Source organism: Amycolatopsis thermophila, assembly GCF_030814215.1.
Lineage (GTDB): Bacteria > Actinomycetota > Actinomycetes > Mycobacteriales > Pseudonocardiaceae > Amycolatopsis_E > Amycolatopsis_E thermophila.
Genome location: NZ_JAUSUT010000001.1, coordinates 2,074,406 through 2,090,268 on the forward strand (window position 1 = coordinate 2,074,406; position 15,863 = coordinate 2,090,268).

At 71.1% G+C, this 15,863-nt stretch carries 17 protein-coding genes; 4 read left to right on the top strand and 13 right to left on the bottom strand.

Translation table 11 applies throughout. The features are described from left to right. The first annotated feature begins 49 nt into the window (after window positions 1-49). The 3 genes from FB470_RS10260 to FB470_RS10270 all read left to right on the top strand — a co-directional run bounded on the left by FB470_RS10260 (window position 50) and on the right by FB470_RS10270 (window position 2,716). Entirely contained in the window at window positions 50-814 is a 765-nt protein-coding gene (locus tag FB470_RS10260; protein ID WP_306999168.1) for a CPBP family intramembrane glutamic endopeptidase, read from the top strand. Window positions 815-864: 50 nt separating this feature from the next. Then, complete coding sequence (locus tag FB470_RS10265; protein WP_306999170.1) at window positions 865-2,052, top strand: arginine deiminase; 1,188 nt, start codon at window positions 865-867, stop codon at window positions 2,050-2,052. 115 nt (window positions 2,053-2,167) lie between these two features. Continuing rightward, window positions 2,168-2,716, top strand: a complete 549-nt coding sequence (locus FB470_RS10270) for a ferritin (RefSeq protein WP_306990660.1) — start codon at window positions 2,168-2,170, stop codon at window positions 2,714-2,716. Window positions 2,717-2,775: 59 nt separating this feature from the next. Here FB470_RS10270 and FB470_RS10275 read toward each other — a convergent pair whose 3' ends face one another. From FB470_RS10275 to FB470_RS10290, 4 genes are all read right to left on the bottom strand, one after another. Next, window positions 2,776-3,594: a hypothetical protein gene (locus tag FB470_RS10275; protein ID WP_306990661.1), complete on the bottom strand. Its 819-nt coding sequence runs from the start codon at window positions 3,592-3,594 to the stop codon at window positions 2,776-2,778. Continuing rightward, entirely contained in the window at window positions 3,591-4,094 is a 504-nt protein-coding gene (locus FB470_RS10280) for a SigE family RNA polymerase sigma factor (protein WP_306990662.1), read from the bottom strand. The genes FB470_RS10275 and FB470_RS10280 overlap by 4 nt, the downstream gene beginning before the upstream one ends. A 153-nt stretch (window positions 4,095-4,247) precedes the next feature. Further along, a complete protein-coding gene (locus tag FB470_RS10285) occupies window positions 4,248-4,598 on the bottom strand; it encodes a DUF952 domain-containing protein (protein WP_306990663.1) in 351 nt (116 codons plus the stop codon). Then, window positions 4,598-5,473: a DUF5926 family protein gene (locus FB470_RS10290; RefSeq protein WP_306990664.1), complete on the bottom strand. Its 876-nt coding sequence runs from the start codon at window positions 5,471-5,473 to the stop codon at window positions 4,598-4,600. The genes FB470_RS10285 and FB470_RS10290 overlap by 1 nt, the downstream gene beginning before the upstream one ends. Before the next feature lie 77 nt (window positions 5,474-5,550). Here FB470_RS10290 and FB470_RS10295 point away from each other — a divergent pair, with 77 nt between their 5' ends. Beyond that, a complete protein-coding gene (locus tag FB470_RS10295) occupies window positions 5,551-6,717 on the top strand; it encodes a cytochrome P450 (protein ID WP_306990666.1) in 1,167 nt (388 codons plus the stop codon). A gap of 80 nt (window positions 6,718-6,797) precedes the next feature. Here the strand turns inward: FB470_RS10295 and FB470_RS10300 are convergent, their stop codons facing one another. The 9 genes from FB470_RS10300 to FB470_RS10340 all read right to left on the bottom strand — a co-directional run bounded on the left by FB470_RS10300 (window position 6,798) and on the right by FB470_RS10340 (window position 15,830). Next, entirely contained in the window at window positions 6,798-7,670 is an 873-nt protein-coding gene (locus FB470_RS10300; protein WP_306990667.1) for a DUF4328 domain-containing protein, read from the bottom strand. Between the two features lie 55 nt (window positions 7,671-7,725). After that, window positions 7,726-8,076, bottom strand: coding sequence for a rhodanese-like domain-containing protein (locus FB470_RS10305; protein WP_306990668.1), 351 nt, complete (start codon window positions 8,074-8,076; stop codon window positions 7,726-7,728). Between the two features lie 94 nt (window positions 8,077-8,170). Continuing rightward, complete coding sequence (locus tag FB470_RS10310) at window positions 8,171-9,781, bottom strand: solute symporter family protein (RefSeq protein WP_306990669.1); 1,611 nt, start codon at window positions 9,779-9,781, stop codon at window positions 8,171-8,173. After that, a complete protein-coding gene (locus tag FB470_RS10315; RefSeq protein ID WP_306990670.1) occupies window positions 9,778-10,128 on the bottom strand; it encodes a DUF485 domain-containing protein in 351 nt (116 codons plus the stop codon). Before FB470_RS10315 ends, FB470_RS10310 begins: the two co-directional genes overlap by 4 nt. Window positions 10,129-10,506: 378 nt before the next feature. Beyond that, on the bottom strand, window positions 10,507-12,288 hold the full coding sequence (locus FB470_RS10320; protein WP_306990671.1) for a sodium/solute symporter: 1,782 nt from the start codon (window positions 12,286-12,288) through the stop codon (window positions 10,507-10,509). A gap of 43 nt (window positions 12,289-12,331) precedes the next feature. Further along, on the bottom strand, window positions 12,332-12,829 hold the full coding sequence (locus FB470_RS10325) for a hypothetical protein (RefSeq protein WP_306990672.1): 498 nt from the start codon (window positions 12,827-12,829) through the stop codon (window positions 12,332-12,334). Further along, window positions 12,826-13,650, bottom strand: coding sequence for a LytR/AlgR family response regulator transcription factor (locus tag FB470_RS10330; protein ID WP_306990673.1), 825 nt, complete (start codon window positions 13,648-13,650; stop codon window positions 12,826-12,828). The genes FB470_RS10325 and FB470_RS10330 overlap by 4 nt, the downstream gene beginning before the upstream one ends. Window positions 13,651-13,698: 48 nt before the next feature. Then, complete coding sequence (locus FB470_RS10335) at window positions 13,699-14,550, bottom strand: S49 family peptidase (RefSeq protein WP_306990674.1); 852 nt, start codon at window positions 14,548-14,550, stop codon at window positions 13,699-13,701. Then, window positions 14,547-15,830 carry a sensor histidine kinase gene (locus tag FB470_RS10340; protein ID WP_306999172.1) on the bottom strand — a complete coding sequence of 428 codons (1,284 nt, stop codon included), beginning with the start codon at window positions 15,828-15,830 and terminating at the stop codon, window positions 14,547-14,549. The genes FB470_RS10335 and FB470_RS10340 overlap by 4 nt, the downstream gene beginning before the upstream one ends. Window positions 15,831-15,863 lie beyond the last annotated feature (33 nt).

Below are 15,863 nucleotides of genomic sequence, written 5' to 3' on the forward strand. Positions count from 1 at the left end.
GTAGCGTGCGAACGTGCTCCACTCCTGGCTCCGCCCAGAACGTCCCGCCCTGCCCGAACCCGTGGACGCCGGCACGGCGCGACGGCTCAAGGTCGAGCTGGTCGTCGTCTTCTCGATCACCCTGGGCCTGTCCGGCGCGCGCAGCCTGCTCTCCCTGATCGACTCGCTCCTGCAACCCGCACCGCTGTCCGACCAGCACGTCGCGCTCAACGCGCCGCAACGCGCCGTCGACCTGCTGGACCTGCTGGCCCAGCTGCTGTCCGCCGTGCAACTCGTCGGCTGGGGCGCGCTCGGCGCCTACCTCCTCGTCCGCGGTGGCCTGAAGCTCGCCGACGTCGGACTGGACCGCACGGCCCCGGGCCGCGACACCCGGTGGGGCATCGGGCTGACCGCGCTCATCGGCATCCCCGGCCTGGCGCTCTACTTCATCGGCTGGAAGCTCGGCGTCAACCTCGCCGTCGTCCCGTCCCGGCTCGGCGACACCTGGTGGCGCCCGATCGCGCTGACGCTATCGGCCTTCGGCAACGCCTTCGCCGAGGAAGTGCTGGTCATCGGCTACCTGCTGACCCGCCTGCGCCAGCTCGCCTGGCGCGAGAACACCGCGCTGCTGGCCGCCGCCGTGCTGCGCGGCTCGTACCACCTCTACCAGGGCTTCGGCGGGTTCGTCGGCAACCTGGTGATGGGACTGGTGTTCGGCCGGATCTGGCAGCGGACCAACCGGCTGGTACCCCTGATCATCGCGCACACCCTGCTCGACGTGGTCTCCTTCGTGGGTTACTCGCTGCTCCGCGGGCACCTCAGCTGGCTCCCCTGAACACCCGCTCAGCGCACTACGCTCGGCCCGTGACCAACGAAACCCCCAGGGTGGACAGCGAGGTCGGGCCCCTGCGCGCCGTCCTGCTCCACCGCCCGGGCAACGAGCTCACGAGGCTCACCCCGCGCAACAACGACAAGCTCCTGTTCGACTCGATCCCGTGGGTCGGTCGCGCGCAGGAGGAGCACGACGCGTTCGCCGAGGTCCTCCGCGGCCGCGGCGTCGAGGTGCTCCTGCTCGCCGACGTGCTGCGCGAGGCGCTGGCCGACTCCCGCGCGCACGCCGCCGGGGTGCACGCCGCGGTCGACGACCTGCGCCTGGGCGAGGACCTCGGTGACGCGCTGCGCTCGCACCTGTCCGCGGTCGACGCCGCGACGCTGGCCGAGGTCCTGATGGCCGGCCTGACGTTCGAGGAGCTGCCCGCCGCCGAGGGCGCTTCGCTGGTCCGCAAGATCCACCACCGGCACGACTTCGCCGTCGACCCGCTGCCGAACCTGCTGTTCACCCGCGACTCGTCGGTGTGGATCGGCGACCGCGTGGCGATCTCGTCGCTGGCCATGCCCGCCCGCCGCCGGGAAACCGCGCTGCTCGACCTCGTCTACGCCTACCACCCGCGCTTCTCGCACGCCGCCCGCGCGTACGGCGCGCACTCGGCGCCGGTCGAGGGCGGTGACGTCCTCCTGCTCGCGCCGGGAGTGCTGGCCGTCGGCATCGGCGAGCGGACCACCGCGGCCGGCGCCGAGTCGCTGGCCCGGTCGCTGTTCGCCGACGACATCGCGCACACCGTGCTCGCGGTGCCCATCGCGCAAGCCCGCGCCACCATGCACCTGGACACCGTCTGCACGATGGTCGCCCCGGACGCCGTGGTGATGTACCCGCTGGCGCGGGACGAGCTGGTGGCGTTCACCCTCCGCCCGGACGGCGACGGCTCCCTGCGCGTGGACGGGCCGGAGCCGTTCCTGCACGCCGCCGCCGAGGCGATGGGCATCGAGAAGCTGCGGGTGATCGACACCGGACTCGACCCGGTGACCGCGGAACGCGAGCAGTGGGACGACGGCAACAACACGCTCGCGCTGGCGCCGGGGGTGGTGGTCGGCTACGAGCGCAACGTGGAGACCAACGCGCGCCTCGAGGATGCCGGGATCGAGGTGCTGGCCATCGCCGGATCCGAGCTGGGTTCCGGGCGCGGCGGCCCGCGGTGCATGTCGTGCCCGGTGGTCCGCGACCCGATCGGCTAATGAGGAAAGGCTAACCTGAATAAGCATTTCCTCATCTCGGTAAGCCTAGCCAAACGAAACGGGAATCACCAGGCCCAAATGGTTAACGATCATCGTAATGGCCTATTCTCGGGTTATGGCGATGCTCAAGAAAGAACCGCGCTCCAAGTTCTACGAGCTCCTGCAGCAGCAGGTGCAGAACGAGTTCAACGCTTCGCAGCAGTACGTGGCGCTGGCGGTCTGGTTCGACAACGAGGACCTGCCCCAGCTGGCCAAGCACTTCTACCGCCAGGCGGTGGAGGAGCGGAACCACGCGCTCGCGATCGTGCAGTACCTGATGGACACCGACCACCACGTGGAGATCCCGCCGACCGGCGAGGTGCGCAACGACTTCGCCGACGCCGTCGAGCTCGTCGAGCTCGCGCTGGAGCAGGAGAAGGAGGTCGCGGCCGACTTCCGGACCCTGGTGAAGGCCGCCCGCGCCGAGGACGACTACCAGGGCGAACAGTTCCTGCAGTGGTTCCTCAAGGAGCAGGTCGAGGAGGTGTCGCAGATGTCCACGCTGCTCAACGTGGTCAAGCGCGCCGCCGGGAACCTGTTCGAGGTGGAGAACTGGCTGGCCCGCGAGAACGTCGGCGACGGCGGCGACCCGGGCATGCCGCCGGTCGCCGGTGGCGCCCTGTAAGACCGCCATACCGCGGAGCGCAGCAGAGCCCGGGCCACCGTGCCCGGGCTCTTCCCGTGTCAGCAGCCGGGCGAGCCGGTCAACTCCCAGCTCACGACGGTGTCGCCGGAATCGACGTAGAACGTGTAATGGTCACCCGATTCGGTGGTCGTGCTGTAATTGCCCGCACCGGCGGTGAGATCAGGGTAGGCATTCCTCAGTTCCGCGACCGTGGAGCCGGTTCCGGTGTTTTCCGGAGTGCGTGCGCCGGTCGCGGTGAAGGCCACCACTCCACCGGACGGCGAAATCGTCACACTCGCGATGTTCCCGGTGCCTTCGGTGAGCCGGTAGGTGGCGCACTGGTCGGGAGCGGTCCCGGCGCCGGCGAGCATCCCGGTCGCCTTGGCCTCGTCGAAGGTCATCCCGAGCCGCAGCTTCCCGTAGCCGGTAGGGCCGAGCACGGCGCGGGCCGGGAGCGCCGGCCGCGGTGTGCCAGAGGTGCTGCTCGGCTTCGGTGACCGGGTCACGGTGGGAGCGGGTGTGGGGGCCTCGGGCGGCACCGGCGCGCCGCTGCTGGGCGGCAGGACGGTCTCGGCCGGGAACGACGGCGGCACGATGACCGGCGCGGGCGCGGAGGTGGACGGCACCCGCGGGGCGGCGGACGGGGGCGGGGCGGCCTCGCGCACGGCCGGCTCCGGGCGGGTGACCGCGAGAGCCGCGGCGACCAGCACTGCGGCGGTGAGCACGCCACCCGAGGCGGCCAGGGCGTTGCGCCGACGGCGGCGGCGACGGGCACCGGCGACGATCGCGTCACCTGCGCGCGGTGGGGCCGGGACGGCGAGCCGTTCGTCGTCGAACAGCCGCCGCAGCTCGGCGCGCAGCTCGTCGTCGGGGTTCACCGCTCGTCCCTCCCCCCGGACACCGAGCCGATCTTGGTGCGCAACGTGGCGATGGCCTTGCTCGCCTGGCTCTTCACCGTGCCCGTGCTGACGCCCAGCGAACTGGCGATCTCCGACTCGGACAGGCCCTCGTAGTAGCGGAGGACGATCACCGCGCGCTGGCGTGGGGGCAGCTCGCGCAGCGCCTGCCACAGCGGCTCGTGCTCGAACGGGTCGACCGGTTCGTCGGTGCGCTGCTCGGGCAGCTCGGCGACGAGGCTCTCGCGGCGCAGACGGCGCCAGCGGCTGATGTGGGCGTTGGCCATCGCGCGGCGGACGTAGGCCAGCGGGTCGGCGGTCTTGCGCTGCACGTGCGTCCAGCGGGAGCCGATCTTCTCCAGCACGGTCTGCACCAGGTCGGCGGCGTCGTGCGGGTTGCCGGTGAGCGCGTGGCCGTAGCGGAGCAGGCCGGGCAGGCTCGCCTGCACGAACTCTCCGAAGTCCGCGAGCTCGTCGCTCACCGATGACCCCCTCCCCACCGGCCGGCCCACTCCCCACGTGATGGCCGGCACGGTCGAGGTCACCGTATCGCCTCCGTCAGCCGTTCGTCTTGCCCCTTCACCGAGACCACGCATGGACGCCCCCTCCGGTTGTCCGCACTATCCGGGGACGCTTCAGCGCGGGTGTCGTTGCGCCAGGCTCGCGGGCAACCGGAAGACGCCGTCGGTGTCCGGGGGAAACGGGTGCACCGCGACGACCGCCGCGGCCGGGATGCGGCCGTAGACGTGCGGGAAGAGGATGCCCTCCGGGTGCGGAGGATCGCCCGCTTCCCAGCGCAGCGGGACGTCCAGGCGGGCCGGGTCGATCTCCAGCAGCACCAGGTCCGTGCGCCCGCGGTAGAGCGCGTTCGCCGGGATCGCCACCGTGCCCGGGTCGGAGCAGTGGATGAAGCCGACGCTGTCGAGGGAGGGGGCGCGGTAGTCCGCGCCCGTCCACTCGTCCGCGCCGCAGAGGTGCAGGATCACTAGCGCAGCGTCAGCTGGCGGCCGATGAGGCCGTCGCGGGCGCGGCGCTCCGCCGCGGTGAGCGGTTCGGCGTCGACCGACTTCAGGGCCTCCTCGAGCCGGTCGCCGAGCTGCTGCGCCGGCTCGGCCCACTCGCGGGCGTGCGCCTCGGGGTCCAGGTCCCACACCGGCACCAGCAGGCCGTGCGCCCGGAACGACCCGGCGTACCGGGAGCCCTCGCCGAGGGACAGCTCGCCCGCCGCGGACAGCCGCGCAAGCGCTTGCATCAGGCGGCCCTCCGGCTCGCGGCGCACCCAGCGCAGGTGCGCCTTCTCGCCGGCGAGCACCCAGTACGAGCCGGTGCCCAGGCGCTCGGTCGGCATGATCGCCTCGTTGGCCCGCTCCAGCGACACCTTGACGTCGCCGCTGGGGTCGGTGTCCTCGGGCAGCCACCAGTCGAAGTTCGGGTGCAGCGTGACGTCCAGCTCGGCGTCGGGCACCAGCAGGTCCTGCAGGCGCTCGCCGTCGGCGGGCGCGCTCGTGGTGTCCGGAACCGGCAGCACGTCGCCCGGTTCGGCGGTCAGCGCCCACCGGATCGCGCGGCCCAGGTCGCGGCTCACGTCGCTGCTGCGGGTCTGCACCTGGAGCCCGACGAACACCTCGCCGTCGGTGCGGACGAACGCGGCGGCGGCCATCGGCAGCACGGTGGCCAGCGTGATCTTCCGATCCCCCGCGTCCACAAGGGACAGCGGCGCGGTGGCCGACGGCACGAACTCGCGCAGCGCGATCAGCTCCGGCTCCGCGGCCAGCCCCTCGAACGGCTGCGCCACGAACACGTCGCGGATCTTCGGTGCCTTGTCCTTCTTCGGACCCCGCTTGCGCGCGCCCTTGCCCATCTCGCCTCCTCGTAAGCCTGGTCGCAGACGCTACCGAACCACGCACACCGCCCCGGATCGGGGATTAGGCTCGGGTCGTGTTCGATCCCCGTGACCCGGCCTTCCTCGCCGACCCGTACCCCGAGTTCGCCCGCCTGCGCGCACAAGCGCCGGTGCACCGGCACGACGGCCTCGGCCTGGCGATCGCCGTGTCGCACGGGGCGGCGTCGGCCGTGCTGCGGCACCGCGGCCTGGGCCGGATCTGGACCGACGCGAGCCCGCCCGAGCAGTTCGTCTCGTTCAACCTGCTGCACCGCAACTCGCTGCTGGAGAACGAACCCCCGGTGCACACGCGCCTGCGCCGGTCGATCTCGTCGGCGTTCGGGCGCGGGCACGTCGAGCGGCTGCGGCCGACGGTGGCGAAGCTGGCGGACGGCCTGGTCGAGAACCTGGCCGGTGCGATCGCCGCCGGCGGGTCCGCCGATCTGCTGGACGCGCTCGCCCAGCCGCTGCCGGTCGCGGTGATCTCCGAGCTGCTGGACGTGCCCGAGGCCGACCGGCCGCGGCTGGTGCCGTGGTCGAACGCGATCGTGAAGATGTACGAGTACGGCCTGCCGGAGTCCGGCCGGGTGGCGGCCGAACGGGCGGCGACGGAGTTCGTGGCCTTCCTGCGCGAGCTGGCCGGACGACGCCGGCGGGAACCGGGCGAGGACCTGATCACGGACCTGATCGAAGCCGGGCTGACCGAGGACGAGGTCGTCGCCACCGCCGTGCTGCTGCTGATGGCCGGCCACGAGGCCACGGTCAACGTCATCGGCAACGGCGTGTGGGCCCTGCTCCGGTACCCGGACCAGTGGCGGCGCCTGCTCGACGACCCCGGCCTGCTGGACACGGCCGTCGAGGAGCTGATCCGCTTCGACGCGCCGCTGCAGCTGTTCGAGCGCACCGCGACCGAGGACGTCGAGATCGCCGGGTTCCGCGTGGCGAAGGGTGAGAAGATCGCCGCCCTGCTCGGCGCGGCGGCCCGTGACCCGGATGTGTTCCCCGACCCGGACGCGCTCGACGTCGGGCGCACCGACGGCGCGCACCTCGGTTTCGGCGCCGGGATCCACTACTGCATCGGGGCGCCGCTGGCGCGGATCGAGATCGCGGCGGCGCTGTCCGCGCTCACCCGTCGGCTGCCCGGCCTGCGGCTGGCGGCCGAGCCGGAGCGGCGGCCGGAGTTCGTGATCCGCGGGCTGAGGAACCTGCCGGTGACGGTCTAGAAGTTTCGGCTGGTTGTCGCCCGACCGGGTCCGCGGCGAGCATGCCGTGATCACCTGGACCAAGGCGTTGTCAGAACGCCCTAGCGGGCCGCGCCGGCGGGGCGCGCGTGGCGCAGTTCGGGCGCGGGCGCGCCCTTCACCGAGCGCACCTGCAGCGGGCGCAGCCGGCCGGGGCGGACCGGCGCCAGCAGCGTCGTGAACCGGTACACCAGCACCGCGCTCAGCCCGGCCAGCACCGCGGCCGAGGTGTTGAGCAGGCCGGTCAGCAGGACCGCGTCGGCCATCGCCTGGACGCCGTCCTTGAAGCGCCACGCGATCACCAGCACCATCAGCACCCCGTTGACCACCCAGGCCGCCCACCAGGCGAGCACCAGCCGCGACGGGCGGGGCCGCCGCGACGGCGGGCGGCCCAGGACGAGGTGCTCCAGCTCGGCGACGATCGAGCCGGCCATCACCAGGTTCACGCCCGGCACCAGCACCCCGGCGACGACCTCGCGCGTCGACCGGGCCGGTTCCTGCCCGGCGGCCTCCGCGGCGGCACCGCGGGCGACCAGCAGCCACCACAGCGTCGCCGCGATGCCGATCAGTCCGAACACGACGGTCAGCAGCGACGCGATGATCTCCAGCGCGTCGGAGAACGCCACGGTCGCGGCGTGCAGGGCCGACGTGCGGCTCATCACCAGCAGCGCGTAGCGCCAGAACTCCGCCCCCGCGGCGATGGCCGCGAGACCGGTGATGAACCACAGGATCGTGACCGCGTTGCGGTGCAGCACGCGCACCCGCTCGACCGGGCTCGGGTAGCCGGACGGCGTGCCGGGCACCGCCGTCGGCACCCGCCAGGCCAGGTGCGGGAAGCCCCAGCGCGGCGGCACGTGGTACGACGGCGGGCCGTCGTAGCGCTCGGCCGGCCGGGCCGGCCGGGGCCGGATCGCACCCGGCGGAGGGCTGGCCACCCAGCGGACACGGGGTCGCGGGCGGTACGGCCTCGGGGACGGGTGCACGCCGGACCTACAGGACTTCCGGTGGACCGTCGTGCTCGCCGACGACCGGGCGGCCCTCGGTCTCCCACGACTTCATGCCGCCGGCCACGTTGATCGCGTCCCAGCCGCTCGCGTTGAGCCAGGCCGCGGCGCGCGCGGAGCGGCCGCCCGTGCGGCACACCACGTACAGCGGCTTGTCGTCGGGCAGCTGGGCCAGCTCGTCGGTGCGCGCCGGCAGCTCGCCGAGCGGGATGTGCACCGCGCCCGGGGCGTGGCCGGCGTCCCATTCGTCCTGCTCGCGCACGTCCAGCAACACCAGCCCGTCCGCGGGCAGTTCGGAGACGGACGCGGTCGGAATGTCACCTGGTTGCACGTTCACATACTGACACGCAACCCCATCAACTGCACGTGAACCCCGAACCCAAGAAGGCCACCTCCGCGAGGGAGGTGGCCTTCTTTCCGCCAGCGGGGTGTCAGTGCGTCGTCGCCTTCTCGGCGTGAGCGCCGGTCAGCGAACGGACCTCCATCTCGGCGTACTTCTTCTCGTTGCGCTCCTTCGACAGGACGGTGCCGAGGAAGCCCAGCAGGAACGACGCCGGGATGGACACCAGGCCCGGGTTCTCCAGTGGGAACCAGTGGAAGTCCACACCCTTGATCATCGGCTTCGACCCGCCGGACACCGCCGGCGAGAAGACGATCAGCACGATGGTGATCACCAGCCCGCCGTACATGCTCCACAGCGCGCCCTGCGTGTTGAACCGCTTCCAGAACAGCGAGTACAGCAGCGTCGGCAGGTTCGCCGAGGCCGCCACCGCGAAGGCCAGCGCGACCAGGAAGGCCACGTTCTGGTTCTTCGCGAGGATGCCGCCGACGATGGCGAGCGCACCGATCACCAGCGCGGTGATGCGGGCGACCCGCACCTCGGCCTGCTTGCTGTCGACCTGACCCTTCTTGATCACGTTGGCGTACACGTCGTGCGCGAACGACGCCGACGCGGTGATCGTCAGGCCGGCCACCACGGCGAGGATCGTCGCGAACGCGACCGCGGAGATGAAGCCGAGCAGCACCGGGCCGCCCAGTTCGAGCGCCAGCAGCGGCGCCGCCGAGTTCGTCGTGCCCGGCGCCTTGTTGATCTTTTCCGGGCCCACCAGTGCGCCCGCGCCGTACCCCAGCACCAGCGTGAACAGGTAGAAGATGCCGATCAGGACGATCGCCCAGACGACCGACTTCCGCGCGTCCTTCGCCGTGGGCACGGTGTAGAAGCGCATCAGCACGTGCGGCAGGCCCGCGGTGCCCAGCACCAGCGCGATGCCCAGCGACAGGAAGTCCAGCTTGCTGGTCCCGGTCTTGCCGTACTGCTTGCCCGGGTCGAGCAGCGCCGCGCCGGTCTTGCCACCGCTGTCGACAGCACCCTGCAGCAGGTTCGAGAAGTTGAACCCGAACTTGCCCAGCACCCACAGGGTCATCGCCAGCGCGCCCAGGATGAGCAGGACGGCTTTGATGATCTGAACCCAGGTGGTGCCCTTCATGCCGCCGATGAGCACGTACACGATCATCAGCACACCGACGATCGCGATGACCGCGTTCTGGCCCCACTCCCCGGTGATCCCGAGCAGCAGGTTGACCAGGCCGCCGGCCCCGGCCATCTGCGCGAGCAGGTAGAAGAACGACACCGCGAGGGTCGACACCGCCGCCGCGGCGCGGATCGGCCGCTGCCGCATGCGGAACGCGACCACGTCGCCGAGGGTGAACTTGCCGGTGTTGCGCAGCAGCTCGGCGACCAGCAGCAGCGCGACCAGCCAGGCGACGAGGAACCCGATGGAGTAGAGGAACCCGTCGTACCCGTTGATCGCGATGGCGCCGGCGATACCGAGGAACGACGCCGCGGACAGGTAGTCACCCGAGATCGCGATGCCGTTCTGCGGGCCGGTGAACGAGCGGCCGGCCGCGTAGTAGTCGGAGGCGGTCTTCGTGTTGCGGCTGGCGCGGAACACGATGACCAGCGTGATCGCGACGAAGATCGCGAAGATGATGATGTTCAGCGTCGGGTTGCTGCCCTCGACGCCCGCGGCCAGGTGCATCACTGGGCGCCTCCTTCGATCTCGCCACGGATCTTGTCGGCGACCGGGTCGAGCTTGCGGTTGGCGTACCGCACGTACAACCCGGTGATGACGAACGTCGACACGAACTGCAGGAGACCGATGAGCAGGCCGACGTTGAAGTTGCCGATCAGCTTCGTCGACATGAAGGCGTGCGCGTAGGCGGCGAGCAGGACGTAGACGAGGTACCAGATGAGGAAGAGGACGGTCATCGGGAAGACGAAGGTCCGCAACCTCTTGCGGAGCTGGGCGAACTCGGGGCTCGCCTGCACCTTCTGCCAGTTGTCGCCCGGGCCCGTCTCGTCGACGAGGCCCTGGTCGCTGGTGCTCACGGGACAACCTCCCTGTCCATGGTCTCTACCTCTTCGGGTCGTGTGATGCGGGTAGATCTTGCCCTGAAACGTCGGACTTGTTGTTAATCCTTTCGAGTGAATGATCTTACGGAGAGTTGACGATCTTACGCCGGTTTAACGCGGGTATGTCCAATTCGGGAATAACCAAATGAGCAAGATTCTCCCCAGCGTCAACCGAGGGTAAAGACAACCGCTGAACGGGTTAACTGTGCGAGGGGTACCCGGTTGGTCACTTGCGGTGGCTAGCACACGGCCCGTTCGGGGAGGGATCCGGGTCGGCCGCGCCTCGGCGGACTTGACGGGGTTGCAGAACGGGGGATGTCAAGGCCGCCGCCGGGCCTGCCGGCGTGGCGGCAGCTACTTGCGGTGCCGGCCGCGGCTCATGCGCGCTCGTTCCTCCGCCTGACCGAAGCGCGCGACCGCCCGGTCACGCATGAAACCCAGCCGGTCGGGGGCGTGCAGTCGCAGCATCACGGCGTTCACGTCGACCGGTTTGCCGTTCGGCGTCGCGAGGCTCACCAGGACCGTCACGGCGAACGCCACCGGCACCGTCACCAGCGCGGGCTGCCCGGCGAACCACGGCGCCCAGTCCCCGGTGAACCGGCTGACCATCCCGACGACCAGCGCGCCCAGCACCAGCCCGCCGCCGATGATCATGCCCGCCATCGCGCCCGGCCAGGTCAGCCTGCGCCACCACACCCCGAGCAGCAGCAGCGGCGAGAACGTCGACGCGGCCAGCGCGAACGACATCCCGACGCTCAGCGACAGGTCTTCCGGCCGCAGGAACAACGCCAGCGCCAGCGGCACCAGCCCCACCAGCCCGGCGGCGATGCGGAAGTCCAGCACCCGGCCCTTCGACAGGTCCGTCGACACCACGCCCGCCAGGCTCACCAGCAGTCCCGACGACGTCGACAGGAACGCCGCGAACGCGCCGGCCAGCACCACCGCCCCGAGGATCTGCCCGGCCACCCCCGGCACCATCGCCGACGGCAACCGCAGCACGGCGGCGTCCGTCTGGCCGGTCACCAGCAGCTCCGGCACGTACATCCGGGACAGCGCGCCGAGGATCGTCGGGAACAGGTAGAACAGCCCGAGCAGCAGCAGCACGTGCACGGTGGTCCGTCGAGCCGCCCGCCCGTCCGGGTTGGTGTAGAAGCGCACCAGCACGTGCGGCAGTCCCATCGTGCCCAGGAACGTGGCGAAGATCAGCGAGTACGTCTGCAGCAGGTCCTCGAGCCCGTCCGACCCCGGCCGCAGCCACTCGGCGTTGACGACCTCCGCGTCCGACACCGTCGGCACCGGCGTGCCGGCCGGGAACCGCACCTCGGTGCCCTTCGCCAGCTCCTGCGTCGAACCCCGCACCCAGACCTGCTCGTGCGCGGCCGCCTCGCCCGGGTGCCGGATCATCACCTGGGTCAGCGTGTGCACGTCGAACGCGACGTCGGTGCGGACGTCCACAGTGGTCTCGGACGCGAACACCGGCGGCGCGGGCGATCCGAGCGCACCGGCCGGTCCCGGCTTCCCGCCCACCAGGAACACCGCGCACAGCACGAACGCCGGCACCGCGATCGCGAACAGCTTCAGCCAGTACTGGAACGCCTGCACCACGGTGATCGCGCGCATCCCGCCCGCGATGACGTTGATGGCCACCAGCGCGAACACGGTGAGCGAACCGACCCAGCCGGGCACGTTCAGCACCGTCGTCAGCGCCAGCCCGGCGCCCTGCAACTGCGGGACCATGTACAGGATCCCGACGAACACCACGAAGAACGTGCCGCACCGGCGCAGGGCGACCGAACCGAGCCGCGCCTCCAGGAAGTCCGGCAGCGTGTAGGCACCCGACCGGCGCAGCGGCGCGGCCACGAACAGCATCAGCGCGAGGTAGCCGGCGGTGAAGCCGATCGGGAACCACAGCCCGTCGGCGCCATCCTTGAGGATGATGCCGGTGATGCCGAGGAACGACGCGGCGGACAGGTACTCACCGGAGATGGCGGCGGCGTTGCGGCGGGACCGGACGGTACGGCGCGCGACGAGGAAGTCGTGGGTGGTGTTGGCGAACCGGGACGAGCGGTGACCCAGGTAGAAGGTCAGCACGGCGACGGTCGCGATGCCGCTCAGCGCCCACGGATTCAGCTGCACGATGCGGATTGTCCCCTGCCCGCGCTCCGGGCCGACGGACCGGTCACGACTCGATCATGTCCACGAAGTCCCGCTCGTGCCGCTCGGCCAGCCGGTTGTAGGTCAGGCCCGCGAGCAGCAGCAACGGGAACGGCAACAGCCCGAGCAGCAGCCACGCCAGCGGCACGCCGACCACGCGCAGCGCCGCGAAACCCGGCCACAGGTAGAACGCCAGCGGCAGCGCCCCGAGCAGCACCAGCACCACCGCGCTCAACCCGAGGGCGGTGCGCAACTGGTGCTTGACCAGGTCGCGGATCAGCAGCTCGCCCCAGCTGGTCTGCTGCTCCAGTTCCAGACGGGCGCGCAGCGTCGGGGTGGTCCGGCGGGAGCGCGGGTCGGCCAGCACCACCCGCTGCCGCTTCGGCGGTTTGGCCGGCTCCGCCGGCTTCTCGGGCGGCGGCGCCGGCGGCACCGGTTCCACCGACGCCGGCTGGTAGTTCTTGCCCAGCGTCGGATCCGGTTCGCGGACACCGTCGGCGCGACGGAAGTACTCCTCGGTCATCGACCACCCGTGAGACGGTCCTTGAGCTCACGGGTGTGGCGCCGGGAGACCGGGAGCAGCTTCTCCTCGTTGCCGATCACGACCTGGTAACCGCCCTGGCCCATGCGCAGCTCGGTGATCAGGTTCAACGCCACCAGGAACGACCGGTGGATCCGCACGAAGCCGGCCTTCTCCCAGCGCTCCTCGAGCTGGGTGAGCGGGATGCGCACGAGGTGGCTGTTGCCGTCCTTGGTGAACAGGCGCGCGTAGTCGCCCTGCGCCTCGACCCAGCGGACCGACGAGCGCGGCACGAGCTTGGTGGTCCCGGCGAGCTCGACCGGGATCACCTCGTCGTCGTCCGCCGCGGCGGCCGCGGCGGCGCTCGGACCGGGCGCGGTCACCGTCTTCAGCTTCTCCAGCACCCGCTCGACCGCGCGGTCCAGGCGGTGCTGGCTGCACGGCTTGAGCAGGTAGTCCACCGCACCGAGGTCGAACGCGTTGACCGCCTCGTGGGCGTGCCCGGTGACGAACACCAGCACCGGCGCCGGGCTCATCGCCGAGAACACCCGGGCCATCTCCATGCCGGACAGGCCGGGCATCTGCAGGTCGGCGAACACCGCGTCGATCGCGGGCAGGCCCCGGTCCTTGCGCTCACGGATCTCCGGGTCCTCCGAGGCCAGCACGCGCAGCGCCTCGGACGCGTCGACGGCCGTGAACACCCGGCCGATGTGCGGGTTGTTCCGCAGCGTGTCGACCAGCAGGTTCAACCCGTGGGGCTCGTCGTCCACCGCGAGGACGAGCAGTCTTCTCGTGTCTTGTTGCGCACTCACAGTGACTCGCATCCTGCCTACCGGACGCGGTCATGTCCATACCGCTTGCGGGCGAGCGGCTCAGATTCCGTAGCGTGACCAGGCAACTCGCTGTGCTACCGCGTCCAGGAGCGCCTGGGCGGCCGCGGGTGCGCCGATGCCCAGCCGGGCCAGCAGGGGCTTCTTCGGCTCCGCGACCACGATCTCGGCGTCCGGGTAGCGCTGCTCGACGACCTGGCGCAGGTTCCCGATCCCGTCGACCAGACCCAGCTCGGCGGCCTTCGCCCCGAGCCACACGTCACCGGTGAACAGCTCCTCGGTGTCGGCGAGCCGCTCCCCGCGGCGCTCCTTCACCCAGTCCACGAACATCTCGTGCAGCTGGGCGTGCATCTTCTTCAGCCACTCGACGTCCTCCGGCTTCTCCGGCGCGAACGGGTCGAGCCGCTTCTTGTTCTCGCCCGCGGTGTGCACGCGGCGCTCGATGCCGAAGCGGTCCAGCAGACCGGTGAACCCGAAACCGCCGCTGATCACCCCGATCGAGCCCACCATCGAGGTGCGGTGCGCGTAGATCTCGTCCGCCGCGCAGGCCAGCCAGTAACCGCCGGAGGCGGCGACGTCCTCGCAGAACGCGAGCACCGGCACGCCCGGCTTCTTCGCCGCGAGCTGGCGGATGCGCTCGGCGACCAGGCCGGACTGGGTCGGCGCCCCGCCCGGCGAGTTGATCAGCAGCGCGACCGCCTTGAGCCGGTCGTGGTCGAACGCGCGGGTCAGCGCGGACTCGACGCCGGCGAGGTTGATGGTGCCGCGCGCCAGCGGCGAGGGCGTCGGCGTGATCACCCCGTGCAGCTTGACCACGGCCACCACGTCCGTGCGGTCGCCCCGGTCGCCGATGCGGGAGATCCTGCTGGTCAGCCTGTCCGTCACGCTGGTCATGGCGCCAGGTTACGGACTCCCCCGGTTTTGTGCAGACGACCGTTGCGGGCGGGCTCGGGTGGCGCCGCGGCGTAGTCGGGCAGGTCGGTGCGCACGCCCGGCGCGAACTTCGGCACCCGCAGCGTCACCTTCATCCCGGCGCCCGGTGCCGTCTCGACCATCAGCGCGTACTCGTCGCCGAAGAGCTGGCGCATGCGGGCGTTGATGTTGCCCAGGCCGACGTGCGCGCCGGTGCGGTGCGAGTTGCGCAGGTCCGCCAGCCGGGCCGGGTCCATGCCGATGCCGTCGTCCTCGACGCTGATCAACGCCTCGGTGCCGTAGTCCGACGCGGTCACCGTGACCATCCCGCCGGTCGGCTTGTTCGCCAGTCCGTGCTGGACCGCGTTCTCCACGAGCGGCTGGATGATCAGGAACGGCACCACGACCGACAGCACCTCGGGCGCGATCTTGAGCCGCACCTCGAGACGGCCGCCGAAGCGGGCCCGCTCGATCGTCAGGTAGCGGTCGATGTTGCGCAGCTCGTCGGCGAGCGTGGTGAACATGCCGGAGGTGCGGAACGAGTAGCGCGTGAAGTCGGCGAACTCCTGCAGCAGCTCGCGCGCCTCCTCCGGGTCGGTGCGGATCAGCGCGGACACCGTGTTCAGCGCGTTGTAGATGAAGTGCGGCGAGATCTGCGCCCGCAGCGCCTTGATCTCGGCCTGCTGCAGCTGGTGCTTGGACTCCTCGAACCGGGCCAGCTCGAACTGGGTGGTGACGAACTGGGCCACCGCGTCGGCCATCTGCACCAGGCGCTTGCCGGTGGAGCGGCCGACCACGATCAGCGCGGCCTCGACCTCGTCCTCCACCAGCAGCGGCACGATCACGGCGGTCTTCATCCGGCACGTGCCGCGGTGGTCGCACGGGACGTCGTCGTGCGAGACGACCTCGCGCCGCGCCTTCCGGATCGACGTCATCACCGCGCCGCTGAGGTCGAGGTAGTGGTCGTTGGCCTCGCCGTCCCACGAGACGAGGGTGCCCTCGCTGTCGGTGATGCCGACCGCGACGCACTTGAGCAGCTCGAGCAGCTGCGAGGTGATCCGGTCGGCGCTCGCCTGGTCGAAGCCCTCGCGGAGGTCCGGCGTGGCGCGCGACATGTGGTCGACGGCCTCGAGCACGGCGTCCTCGATGGTGCTGCTCGGCTTGCGGGACCGCACCAGCACGACGATCAACGCGATCAGCAGCACACCCGCAACGCTCCACGGGACGACTTGCGAGATCGGCAGACCGGGCACGGCGTCAATGCTCTGCGCTCGTGCAGCCGGGTGCAAGCTCTT